The following is a 12819-nucleotide window of genomic DNA, read 5'->3' as shown; positions in this document are numbered from 1 at the left end:
TATCGGTACCGCATGTCTGACGAAGCGGATGTCGAATGTTGCACATATGGTGCTTGGATGGGTCGAAATGGGATGAAGGCTGCTGGCGGGGTTCATAACCGGTGGAGAACATTGAAGAGTCTGTCGCGGCATACGGTTTCTCCCCGTCTGGCTGGCTGGTCCGTTCTCGTTGGCTTGCTCTCCGGTATTGTAGTCAGTTCGTTCCGTTGGATACTGGAGCATTCACTCCGGCTGGCGACCCGCTTCTACAGTGTGGTTCTACCGGCGCACGTCATGCTGCTCATCCCTTTGATACTCGGGTTGCTGGCGGCTTCCCTCATCATCGGCAAGCTGGTCGTTTCACAACCTCTCATCCAAGGTTCCGGTATTCCAGATATAGAGAGCAGGCTACGCAAGCAGTCATCTCCGAGTTTCCCCTGGTGGAGCGTTTTGTGGAAGAAGTTCATCGGCGGCGTCCTGTACATAGGCTCTGGGCTGTTCGCGGGACGTGAAGGCCCGTGCATACAGATGGGGGCATGCGTCGGCATGGGATTGTCCGGCAGCACTATGACCACCAAAACATACAAAAGGGAACTCGTCGCCGCAGGTGCCGCGGCGGGACTCTCGGCAGCATTCAACGCGCCAATAGCAGCGATCCTCTTCGTGACGGAAGAAGTCTACGGCAAATTCAATGTCCGCATAGGCATCGCCGCGTTCACCGCGGCGCTAAGCGCGAACGCGGTCTCCACAATGCTCTTCGGGACGGCACCGGTGTTCATTCTTCCACGTGTCGAAACCCCGCATTTTGGTCAGTACTGGCAGATGGCGGTATTGGCGGTGCTCCTGGGATTGATCGCCTGGGTATATGAGATCACCCTTTTACGATCCCACTCGCTATTCACCCTGATGAGGATTCCACGCGGGCTGCGTTCACTGCTGCCGATGCTGCTCACGGCACTGATTGGGATTTCCGCCCCCCAGCTCTTGGGCGGAGGAAACGCACTGGTAACCCTCATCGGCAACCATCACTATACGTTTGGGTTGCTTACGGCTTTTCTTCTCATCCGTTTCGTCTTGTCGCAAATAACATACGGCTCGGGTAGCCCGGGGGGAATATTCCTTCCAATCCTGACACTTGGGGCATTGGCCGGAGCCGCATGGGGATCGCTTCTTACCACAGCACCGTTCACATCTGCGGGTACAGATGGCAGCGGGATCATCACACTCATGCTCATTCTGGGAATGAGCGGATTGTTCGGAGCAGTCAGCAAGGCACCGATCACGTCCATCATCCTCGTTACCGAGATGACTTCTTACGACCTTCTGATGCCGTTGGGGTTCGTCACGCTGATCTCCTATCTCACCTTTGACATTTTAGGCGGGAAACCCATCTATGATGCCCTTGCGCAATCGCATGAATAACCATGATCGTCCATGGCGGAAAACGCAGGAAAACACCGTACCTGGCGCGATTGCTGCAGCATTTGTCCTTCCGGGAAAGGTGGATGATGCAATACGATTAACTGGGCATTGTCTACCCTGCCGGACATGCGATGTGCTGCTCTGGTTTGCTGCCGCAATGATCATGGGCTCACGTTGGTCGTTGCTCATCGTCGGTCTGATCCTATATCCGTTGTGGGTTGCTGGAACGTATGTGATACGCCCGTCCATACCAGAGGGTGTTGCGTTTCAGCGAACGTGGGAAGGCTTCTATCACGGACACTACCGATTTCCGATACCGGTATCGGTGCGGAACCAGGATTGCGTATGACCACTTGGGGTGCCGTCGTTCGGCCTGGATTTTTCTTGACCACTGCTGTGGGAGCACCGCGGCGTGTGTCATTTTCTCGCGCTCATGGGTAAAGAGCCATAAAGCCCATGCGGTAAAAGTCGTGCGTGTCCTTATGCTTGTCCCTGTAGCGCTGGAGGTCTGGTTGCGTGGACTATCCATAGCAAATGGGCGAGATCGGAGCGGTTCATCCCGATGCGCGACAATGTTGAACAATCCGGTGGTGTCGTCTGCTCATCTGAAGGCGAAAGGGTTAGGCAAAACCGCTAAGTTAGCTATGTTCAGTCCGCGCTGGTGTGGATGCCGCAGGCAGAAACGCATGACGATCACGGCAAGCACCACGGATCTGTCTTCCTGCCGAAAACTCTTTCACCGTAGAAAGCTCCAGCCTATGGTGGGATCTTAGCGACCAGGGGAGGAGCATGATTCCCCATGCCCCTGCCGCCGTGATCGAATCGACGAGCGACGCGATCACTATGAAAAATAGTGTCTATAGTGATCCATCCGATATGATGCGAGCCATCGTCGAGAATAAACTGCCTGAACTCTACTCCACTGATGCTGCAAGGACGCTGTTCCAACGGAATGTTCTGCACGGAGGAGCGAGCGGATACATTCTTGGGCAAGTGCCCACGGCCATGCGGGCTACGGGCTGTGGGAGTATGCCTGCGGGACTATCTTCCCAATATTATGTCGACTGCTCTTCTGATGAGACGATCAAGATTCGCGGTACCGTTGACGACTAGGTGTCGTAGGGTTTCATTCACCTCGACGCAAAGGAGATCGGCAAGTGTCCGCTCACCCGAGAAGCAGTCGAAACGATCCCTCTTGCAAAGGGCCTGCAATGACTGCGTGTCGTCCCCAAGTAATCACATGAAACCATGGACAGTGCCGTGGACAGAAGGTCGACACGGCACGGCAACCACATTGAGGCCTTGCTGGGTTCGGTTGTCTGTGCATAGTTGGGTGTTGTGCGTCTACCTACAGGTCGCGGTGGTACGGCGATCGAATTTGTTTCCCTGACCCGGCAACCATCCACTGTGGAGGATGCGTTATATACCGGTTACCCTGGTGTAACTATTCAGGGCCAAAGGATTGTTCCAGTGAGTGAAATTCTCTGAGGCGGCGGGATAGGTGCATCACGGGTCATCTTTTTTCGCCACTGCTGCCATGTTGTAAGGGATTTTATCGGCATCGAGCCTTCGCTGGCTATGCGATCGCCGTGGTGTGGTCGTTCATCCTGCAAATAGAATCAGTGCTTCTTACAAGTACTCATTCAGCACTTCATCCAGCGCTACTAGCATGTTCATTACCGTAGGTAACGTCTTCATCGATTCCTCATTCGTGCCCACCGGGATGATTCTGCTAGGCAAATTCTATGGACTGGGTCGGGGAATGCTATTCGTCGTGGATAACCTGCTGAGTCAAAACCTGCAAACCCCTCCGGCTTTGCCTTCAGATTGGATTCATCTCAGTAAGCAGACGCCATCAAATCAACAAAAAGCGCGGTTATGATCCTTGCTTTCCTCATCAGCCTATTGACGATCTGTGTTTGGTCATACGCTGGTGAGCGAGGAATCTTGCATAGACCGATAAAGTATTGAACGCAATTTACCGCACCACTGGTTAGGGTGGTGCGCTGCCGTACTACGTTGATGATTTGTGGCGTGAGCGTATTCCTGGGTGGGCGTTGCGCGGAACCGGATGTTTTTAGGCTGGTTGTGTGAGTGTTTCAGCGTTGTGTAGATTACTGTGTGCTGTGTTTCCATAGCAGGGCTGATCCGATGGTGGTGATGGTTGCGAGGATGCTGATTGACCAGAATCCTGGCAGCGTCGAGAGGAGTGGTCCTCCGATGATGCCGGCTATGGTTGAGCCGAGGTACATGAGCACGTTCGCCAGTGCGGACACGGTTCCCCGTGCCGTCGTGGTCAGCGACTGCAGGAGGTTCATGAATACGGGGAACAGCACGCCTCCGATGAAGTAGGTGCAAGTGAGTATCATGACCGGAATGGCCAGGACCGTACCTAGGGGAAGCAGCAGGTATGCAATCACGTATCCACCCATGGAGAGGAAGAGCACGGGCCATTGTCCGATGTGGCCCACGATTCGCGGTCCGATGAGTGCGCCCAACGTGTTGCCTGCGCCGAGTGCGATCATGACCATGCCGATGCCTTGCGTGTTCAGTTGGAAGTCCTTGGAGAGCCATGTGGCGATGAATGACATGACGGCGAAGTTGCCCGTTTGGAATACCAGGTATGCCGCGAAGCGGGGAAGCGCATGCCGTGTATGAAGCAAGGTCATATATTGCTGTGACAGATGACTGTGCTCTCCTGTTGGCTTGACGCTCGGGAACCATATGCTCAGGGCGATGGTTGCCAATAATGACACCGTTCCGACTGCGTAGAAGGGATCTGATGTTGACCGTGTTGCGAGAAAGCTGCCGATGGGAACTCCTGCGATTTGCGCCACGGTCAGGCCAAGAGTCGGGGCTGCCATTGCCTTGACCACATAGTTCTTCGGCACGAGCTGTGGAATCGCCGCCCAGACTTGCGGCGAACCGATGGCTGCCATCACCCCCGCAAGAAATCGCAATGCGATCATGGAGGGGAATGACCATGCGATTCCACAGGCGGTGGTGGCGAGTGAGAATCCGAGCATGCCGATGCAGAGTACGTGCTTGCGGTCGAATCGATCGGACATTGGGCCGGAAAAGAGAGCCGTGACGCAGTAGCCGATGGCGTAGGCGGATATCATCCACCCACACGGTTGCCGGGGTTCCCGAAGCGTTCGGTCAGCAGGGGGAAGCAAGGGCGCCACGAGGAAGGTGTCCGTTCCGATCAGAAACTGCACAACGAAGGTGAGTGGATTGAGTCGTTTCATATGATGAGGTCCTTCTTGATTGATCGGCCTGAATGTCAGACACCTCGGTATGCTAAACCTTGACACTAGTGTGAAAGTCAAGTCGGAGGCGTTGGATGCGTATTGGTCGTTTCGCACGTGAGGCTGGTCTGACCACCAGGCAGGTTCGCTATTACAGCGACAAGGACCTGCTTCCTGTGATGAAAACAGCGAATGGCTACCGAGAATATGATTCCGGGCAGATTCCTCGGGCCAAGCGGCTGCATTGCCTGCTGGCAGCAGGAATACCAAGCGAACAATTATGGAAGATAAGCGGCTGCCTGGATAGCGACAGTCCGGTCGCCTGCAAGGAACTGCAAGAAGCAATGAGAGCACAGATCGATTCGCTTGAGCGGCGAATCCGGTAGTGCCCGGTTGTTTGCGCACTTTGGTTTTGGTTCGTCGTTGTGACGGTGTTCAGTTCGCTTCCTGTATGGTGTCGCCCAGCCGGGACATGTCCAGGTAGCGTCGGGTGGATCAGTCGTTGCCGGTGACGTATCTGATTCTCGCGCTGATGAGCATCAACGCCGATCTGCCATCCGGGAACGCACCCACCACGCGGGTCCTGCGGCGGATCTCCCGGTTGAGTCGTTCGATCATGTTGTTCGTGCGGAGGCGCCGGCGGTGCTCTCTGGGGTAGTCGGCCAGCAGGTAGGTGGTGGTCTCGCCGATGCCCTCCCGCAGACACCTGGCGGCCTCCTTGAGCTTCCTCGCTTCCATTTCGGTGGCCACCGTCTCGGCCTTGGCCAGCGCCGCCTCGCGCGACTCCATCGCGAAGATCGCTTTGAGCGCGTCGCCGGCCCATCGGGTGTGACGCGGACTGACCCTGGCCAGCACGTTGCGCATGAAGTGGACCATGCACCGCTGGTAACGGGCCTCCGGCAGCAGCTCACCGATGGCTGAGACGAGTCCGGCGCACCGGTCGCCGGTCACCATGCGCACGCCGGTAAGCCCGCGCGAGATGAGCGAGGAGACGAAGGAGCGCCAAGATTGCGTGTCTTCCTCCATGCCCTCGGCCACCCCGATCACCTCACGATGCCCATCCATACCGATGCCGATCGCCACGAGCACACTGACGTTCTCCACGGCGCCGCCCCATGAGCGTTTATGCCAGACCCCGTCCATGAACACGTACGGGTAGGACTGGGATAGCGGGCGCTCACGCCACTGGTCGATCTGCGCATACACCTTCTTCAACTGATCCGACAGGGTCTGGGACGGCATCCTTTCACCCCACAGGGCCTGGCTGATGTCGTCGACCCGACGGGTGGAGACACCCGCCAGATACATGTCGATGAGCGCCTCCTCGACCGACTCCTCGCGGCGACGGTAGCGTTCGATGACCGCCGACTCGAAAACCGCCCCTTGAGCTTGGGCACCCTCACCGCCATTTTCCCGGCCTTTGAGTGTCAGGTCCCGTTCGTAATGGCCGGCACGGTACGCCTTCCTGGAACCGGAGCGCTCGTAGCGTGCGGCACCGGTGATCTCGTCTGCCTGAAGCGTCAGCATCCGGTTGAGGATCTCGGTGACCTTCTGGGTGACCATGCGATCCTAGCCGGGTTCGGAATGAGTGTTTAAAAGGCCTTGCTATCGTTGGGGAATTGATTTCTTATCTCTTTTTACCACATTATTTACCACGTCAATGGAGGCAGGACGAGACCGTTTGTAAGTCGCTGGGGTGGATGTTGGAGAGCGTGCTCCCGGTGAACAGTTCGGATGGATTTGGAGGGCAGGATGTTGTACTGTCCCGGAACGTATGATTGCTGAAACTGTATATCTGTTGGGAAAATGGAAGAGCGGCGGGGCGACGTGGACAATATAGAGCAGGACGATGAATTCATCGGGGAATGGGGTCTTCGCCCATTGACTCCGAGGTATCAGGAGAGTCATCACTCGCCGTATGTTGAGGCACTGAATGCCTGTTTGAAGAACACAAACATCCACAACATCGCTTTGGCCGGTGGCTATGGGGTGGGCAAGAGCAGTATCTTATCCCGGTTTGCGGATGAGCATGAGGGGGATGTCGTACGGGTATCGTTGCTGACACTCACTCCCGTGGATAAGAGCCAGATAGATGATTCGGTGCCCAAGCAGGCCACCACAAAGACAAACCTCATCCAACAGGAAATCGTGAAACAACTGCTCTACAGCGCCGAGCCGAAAGATATGTCGCAGTCCCGGTTCAGACGTATTGGCAAGCCGAGTCGATTGCGTGAAGCGATTATTGCAGCATATTGCGGAGTTGTATTTCTTGGCATCATGTTCATTACCGGCTGGTTTGGAAAAATAGGAAGTGCGGTATCGTCAACTTTCAAGATGGATTGGAATCCGGTCGCGAACGTGGTGGTTTTGTTCTTGGTGGGCGCGGTGTTGGCACTGGTCCTTATCGAACTGTCACGTGGCAGGGTTCACCTGCGGCAATTATCTGCCGGTCCCGCGACTGTGACCCTTGATGAGGAGTCTGTTTCCTTCTTCGACCAGTACCTTGATGAAATCGTTTATTTCTTCGAGCGGTCTCGTTGCACCATAGTGATTTTCGAGGACCTGGACCGGTTCGATGACTTCCACATTTTCGAGACGCTAAGGGCGCTGAACTTACTGCTGAATAGTCCGGGGAAACGTCTGAGAAACCCCATTCGTTTCATCTATGCGCTCAAGGACAGCGTATTCGATGAAGCATCATTGCCCAAGGCCAAACCGTCCGAAGCGAAAGAGGGGACAGAAGCAAAGAACATTCCAGAAGCATATGACCCGGAGAAGGTCGAATCAATCCGTGCGAATAGGACCAAGTTCTTCGACATCGTGATTCCGGTCGTGCCGTTCATTTCGCACACGACCGCCGGCAGTCTGATCCTCAAACTCTTGGAGAGGTCCGAATCCCGTGTGTCGCCATGGATTGCCGATGTTGCAGGACGCTATGTGACTGATATGCGTTTGCTGAAGAACGTCTGCAACGAATTCATCGTTTTCCATGATCGTCTCAACGCCGGTGACGGGGTCGATGTGAAATACGAAGCCGATCAGATCTTCGCGATGATGCTTTACAAGAACACGCGCATCCGCCAGTTCGAGCTGATGAAGACCGGGGAAAGCGATATGGACGGCCTGTACGTGGATTACCGCCGACTGGTCTCCCGTAATATCAGCGTCCTGCGACAGGAGAATCGAGAACTGGTACAGCAGCAAACCGACCTCACCCTGACCAGTGAGCGAAGTGCAAAGTATGGTGCAGCACTGCGAACATTCTTGCAGAGAGAGATGAAATCGTTGAACTCTGCGAATAGTTCCTACAGCATTAACTTGCAGAATCGCTCGTTCAGCCCTGCCGATTTTGACAAGCAGTCCTTCTGGGCAGCTGCAGCGGAATCATCTGAACAAGACGTTTTTACAATTAACATTCGAGACCGAAACGGGTACAGTCACACGGCACGATTCGCCACGGTCGACCTTGCCGATATCACCGGTGCTTCGTTGCAATTCGACGAGTGGAATGTTGAAAGACTCGGGTCGATCGAAGAGGCGATACGCCATAATACGGATCAGATCAAGATTCTTCGAGCTGCATCCATGTCGGATCTATTCGAATACCAGAACTTCATGCTACCTCCAGAGTCAAGAGGCAGGTCTGCGACTGAGACGGACCATGAAGGTGCGCACGGAGAATCATTCGAAGCCATTACGAAACGGCATCTTGGCGGGGGATTGGCCTTCGAACTGGTCAGACGAGGCGCCCTAACACGTGATTATGCGATATATGCGCAGACGTTTTATGGCAACCGGGTGAGCGCGGCGGCAACGAACTTCATCCATCACCAGGTCGGACCCAACGAGATGGATACCCAACTTCCACTCATGGACAGGGACGTCCAGGGTATATTACGCGAAAGCACGGGAGGTGATCTCGGTGAACGGGCCTACTATAACGCGTGCATTCTCGACTACATACTAGGACCCGGTTACAAGGAAAACACAATGGACGCTTCGGGGAACAGGGTGGAAACCGGCAGGCTGATAACCGCGATAGCCGACTTGGGGGATGACGAACAGAGTTTCTTGCAATCGTATTTCGAATCGGGAAGGAATACCGCCAAGGATGCGCTCCTGGTCCTGCTGTTGGAGCGTAATCCCGGTGTACTGGGATATTTCATTTCCGGCATTGATCTTTCCGATGATGACCGGAGGCATTGGGTCAGCCTCGCCCTGGAGAACATCTCCGCCCAGCAGGAGTATCTCATTGATGACACGGCGGCCACGTACCTGTGTGATCGATTTGGAGGGCTGGAAGTGCTCCATAAGACAGACATGTCCCAAGACACGGTGACATCCATAAGCGGGATACTGCAGAAGGCGGGAGCGTCAGCGGAGGGGTTGGGGCAATTCTCGGCGCCGTTCATCGATGAATTCATATCGAGATCCATGTATGAAATCAACCGTATGAACCTGACGGTCATCACGGGTTCCGAAGACATCTCGCTCAACAGCCTCAAATTGCTGGAGAAGGACATGGCATACAACCATATCCTGTCGCATCTCGACGAGTATCTCACGACCCTCTCCACTGACGACCACAGCGTAACGGCACCGGGCTCCTTCGCTGGAATCCTCAACGATATCGCCAGACAGGGGCGCTACGATGAAGGGGTTCTCGATCGTATCGTCACACTGGCGACAGAGGACTGCCGGATCACTGAACTGTCCACGGTCGATGCCAACGTCTGGAATCCGCTGGTCGAATATTCACGCGTGCCACCAAGCTACGCAAACGTGGCTGCCTTCACCAACGACTCGGACACCATCAGCCAGGACATGGCGAACCTACTCGCCGGTGAACGAACGATCGGTGACATTCCGGACAACGAGGAATCCGCGCAAGGCCGGGAAATGCTGGCAGAGAGAATCCTCAACTCACCGGATACACTGCCGGACATCGATCTTCGCATCGACTTAGTCGAATCGTTGGATTTGGGAAAGCAACTGGATGCTGACCATATTGGCATCCAGGCGGACGAGCTGTTCGCGAAGCTCATCGGGCACAACCTTATCGCCGATGACGAAACCACGTTTCTCAAGATCGTCCAGGCCGGTTGGCCCGCGATGGAGCCGGCGATCGCCTCGTCTACAGGATTCGTGGACTTCATGAGTCCGGAGATACTACCTCCCGCGATGCTCAGCCGGCTTTTCTTGAGCACACGGGTTCCTGACGCCGTCAGGGAGCGGGTCCTCAAGAAGATCGTCGACTACGCAAAGGATGCCGACGCGCCGACTATGGAAGACGCCATCCGCTACGCCTTGAGCAAGGACTACACGTTCGCCGATGAGGACTTCCGGCTCTTCATCGACGCGCATGTCGACGTGGCACTGGTGATCGACGCGCTGGGCCCGAGTTGCGAGAGCATGGGTATATCCAAGGTCGAGACGATCCTGAACATGCTCCCCGACGAGTATGCGAGCCTGACAGTGGCAGGCAGGGACCATCCGAAACTGTCGGATACACGAGGCAACCTTATCCTCCTAGAGTATCTAAAAAAACATGGGAAAGTGACCTCATTCACCACAAAGGGGAATATGACACGTGTGAACAAGCACTATCCCTCCCAGTGAGAAAAACAGTGGACGACCGTTCCCTGGACCGCAACTCTCTTGCATGGCCCGGATGAGTCTTCCTCAACATCGGAGAGCCACGGGCCCATACTCTTGTCATATGGCCTTGCAGGTAAATAGGGTGGTATGCGCGGCGGTAGGTCGTTGCATGCACATGGCCAACGCGAAATGTTCGTTGATTATTACATTCTTAGTATGTTGCGATATCATTACACTTATACGATGTTAGGATCTTGAAACATTCTAAGGGAATACGGGAGAGAGGCCTTATGGAACAGTTTTCCTCGCGGATCTTCAGCATCCATCAGATCGCCACGGTCATCAAGGACGCGCGGAACGCCCGTGGATGGACGCAGGAGGAGCTGGCGGCGCAAACCGGTTTTTCCAGGGTCTGGATCAACCGTTTTGAGCAATCCGTTATCTCCGACCCCAGTTTCCGTCGCATTCTTGCGATGTGCGATGTGCTGAGCATCGATCTGTCCGCGTCATATGCGCCGGGGAAGCAGGTGCTTCCCACTAGACGACACAGTCGACAACGTGCCAAAGGCAGCGCGTCAAAAGCCTTGGAGGGTGACGAGCGAACTATACGGCCGCAGACCGTCAGGGAGGCAGCTGCGATTCTTGAGTCCCTCGCGCGGGGTACCGAGAATGGCACTGTGACTGCCAATGAGGAGAATAGTTTATGAAGCCCAAGGAGCTTGTGGTGTTCCTCGAAGGCAGACGCATCGGTGTGCTGAGCGAGGATAGCTATGGAAAGCATATTTTCACCTATGACACGGATGCCGAGATTGATGCGCCACTGTCGCTGTCCCTGCCTCGCCGCGTGGCGCCCTGGAGGGGAAAGCCGGTGGAGGCGTTCATCGATGGCGTGCTACCAGACGATCAGGTTATGCGGCAACGCATCGCCCGCCGGTATGATGTCAATGCCGGCAATCCGTTCTCCCTGCTGACCGCCATCGGCCTTGACTGTGCCGGCGGAGCGCAATTCGTGCCGCCGTCGGACGTGGATTCTTTTAGCGAGCAAGCTTCATTGCGGCCGATAACGGAAGCTGAGATCAGGCAGCGACTGGTATCGATTTCCGACGTTCGGCAGGCGAGCTGGCAGGGCGTTGACGAGCACTGGTCGTTGAACGGCGCCCAGGACAAGATCGCGCTGCGCTTCCAGGACGGCCAATGGTACGAGGCGCACGGTTCGGCCGCTACCACGCACATCATCAAACCGGGCATCCTCAAAATGCACGAACAGGCGTTCAACGAGTACGTGTGTCTGAAGGCGATAGCAGCACTGCACGTGCCGGTATCGAATTGCGAGTTCCGGGAGTTCGATGGGCTCCCAGCATTGGTCAGTGAGCGGTGGGACCGGAAATGGGTGATGAACCAGGACGGTGATACGGAGGTCATCCGCATCCATCAGGAGGATCTCTGCCAGGCGACCGGGCATCCGACGGCTGAGAAATACCAGTCCGATGGTGGCCCGGGAGCCACTGAAATTCTCTCGTGCCTGCGCATCAACGGGTTGGATGCGACCAGTGTCGGCCTGTTCTACATTGCATTGATACTGAATTTCCTGATGGCTGGCACCGATGCCCATGCCAAGAACTACGCAATCGAGGAGCCGGTCGGAGAACGCCCGAGACTGGCACCACTGTATGACATCGCTTCCATGTTTGCCTATGCTACGCAGCGCAACCAACGCAAGCTTGCAATGAGTATCGGCGGGGAATACAACTGGGAGCGCGTCGAGTTAAGACACTGGCGAAAACTCGCCGACATCGACGGTTCCGGTGACTCCGAACTTGTGGAACTGCTCCTGGCACGGTATGCTGCCACGTTGCCCGATGCCTTCGCCGACGCGGCGAAAACCGCCCGCGAACTGTCCAGCGGAATCCTACACGCGGACAGGGAAACACAGAACAATCGAGACAGACTCCTCACCCGCATCCAGGACGGCATCGCCGCACAGTGCACGCGTGTGCTGCACTGGTTCTCATAAGACGTGACAGACGCGGTGAACCCTACTAGCGGAAGAACGCGCACACCGGCAGAACGGTCTGGTGGGATGTTGGAAAGCCGGGTTCGGAGTGAATCTTTGAAGGTCTAGTATTAGGGAATTGATTTCATATTTCGTGTTGCCACATTATTTACCACGTCAATGGGGACGGAGTGATATGGATTTGTTTTTGGTTCTGATGTTTTTGGGCGATGGGTGCCGCTTGGTTTGATGATATAGGGGCTGGTATTGGTTGGTCCCTGTGCTCGTGCAGACGGCGGTTTCTAGTGGTGATTTTGCCGGGGCGTCGGAATGTTCTGTTCCAATGTGTGTATGGTCCGCATATCGCGTACCCTGGTCTATCGGTAGGCCCTCGGCATGAGTAACCTGCGGCCCGACGGCACCTTGAACGTTCGTCGGATAGGTCCGACTCTGGATCGGGCGCGATGATGACTCATTTGCATGGTCATCAACGCCGTGTCGGTTCGGGCTGAGGATAACGTCCGGGAAACTTCGAAGAAGATTTCATTGTGATATAATTTTTAGCTGGATAATGGGTAG

8 protein-coding genes are annotated in these 12819 nt (G+C 55.4%); 6 read left to right on the top strand and 2 right to left on the bottom strand.

Annotation, left to right across the window (positions count from 1 at the left end):
* Positions 1–12 precede the first annotated feature (12 nt).
* Both BPSY_RS01390 and BPSY_RS11675 read left to right on the top strand, forming a co-directional pair.
* On the top strand, positions 13–1401 hold the full coding sequence (locus BPSY_RS01390; protein ID WP_081884063.1) for a ClC family H(+)/Cl(-) exchange transporter: 1389 nt from the start codon (positions 13–15) through the stop codon (positions 1399–1401).
* A gap of 789 nt (positions 1402–2190) precedes the next feature.
* Positions 2191–2514 (top strand): hypothetical protein, encoded by a 324-nt coding sequence (locus BPSY_RS11675; protein WP_033498297.1) that lies wholly within the window; start codon positions 2191–2193, stop codon positions 2512–2514.
* 1001 nt (positions 2515–3515) lie between these two features.
* On the opposite strand, the gene BPSY_RS01380 is transcribed toward BPSY_RS11675, so the two are convergent.
* Positions 3516–4649: an MFS transporter gene (locus BPSY_RS01380; protein WP_034886573.1), complete on the bottom strand. Its 1134-nt coding sequence runs from the start codon at positions 4647–4649 to the stop codon at positions 3516–3518.
* 95 nt (positions 4650–4744) lie between these two features.
* Between BPSY_RS01380 and BPSY_RS01375 the strand changes: the two genes are divergently transcribed.
* Positions 4745–5035 carry a MerR family transcriptional regulator gene (locus BPSY_RS01375; RefSeq protein WP_051921410.1) on the top strand — a complete coding sequence of 97 codons (291 nt, stop codon included), beginning with the start codon at positions 4745–4747 and terminating at the stop codon, positions 5033–5035.
* A gap of 109 nt (positions 5036–5144) precedes the next feature.
* Here BPSY_RS01375 and BPSY_RS01370 read toward each other — a convergent pair whose 3' ends face one another.
* Positions 5145–6212 (bottom strand): IS256 family transposase, encoded by a 1068-nt coding sequence (locus BPSY_RS01370; protein WP_051921408.1) that lies wholly within the window; start codon positions 6210–6212, stop codon positions 5145–5147.
* A 243-nt stretch (positions 6213–6455) separates the two neighbouring features.
* Between BPSY_RS01370 and BPSY_RS01365 the strand changes: the two genes are divergently transcribed.
* From BPSY_RS01365 to BPSY_RS01355, 3 genes are all read left to right on the top strand, one after another.
* Positions 6456–10268 (top strand): YobI family P-loop NTPase, encoded by a 3813-nt coding sequence (locus BPSY_RS01365; protein ID WP_338010507.1) that lies wholly within the window; start codon positions 6456–6458, stop codon positions 10266–10268.
* Positions 10269–10537: 269 nt separating this feature from the next.
* Positions 10538–10954 carry a helix-turn-helix domain-containing protein gene (locus tag BPSY_RS10875; protein ID WP_051921406.1) on the top strand — a complete coding sequence of 139 codons (417 nt, stop codon included), beginning with the start codon at positions 10538–10540 and terminating at the stop codon, positions 10952–10954.
* Positions 10951–12261: a type II toxin-antitoxin system HipA family toxin gene (locus tag BPSY_RS01355; protein ID WP_033498383.1), complete on the top strand. Its 1311-nt coding sequence runs from the start codon at positions 10951–10953 to the stop codon at positions 12259–12261. The genes BPSY_RS10875 and BPSY_RS01355 overlap by 4 nt, the downstream gene beginning before the upstream one ends.
* Positions 12262–12819 lie beyond the last annotated feature (558 nt).

Origin of the sequence: Bifidobacterium psychraerophilum, assembly GCF_000741705.1 — a bacterium.
GTDB classification, from domain to species: domain Bacteria; phylum Actinomycetota; class Actinomycetes; order Actinomycetales; family Bifidobacteriaceae; genus Bombiscardovia; species Bombiscardovia psychraerophila.
Note: the sequence above shows the minus strand (reverse complement) of the source record. Positions and strands in the feature narration are given on the sequence as shown.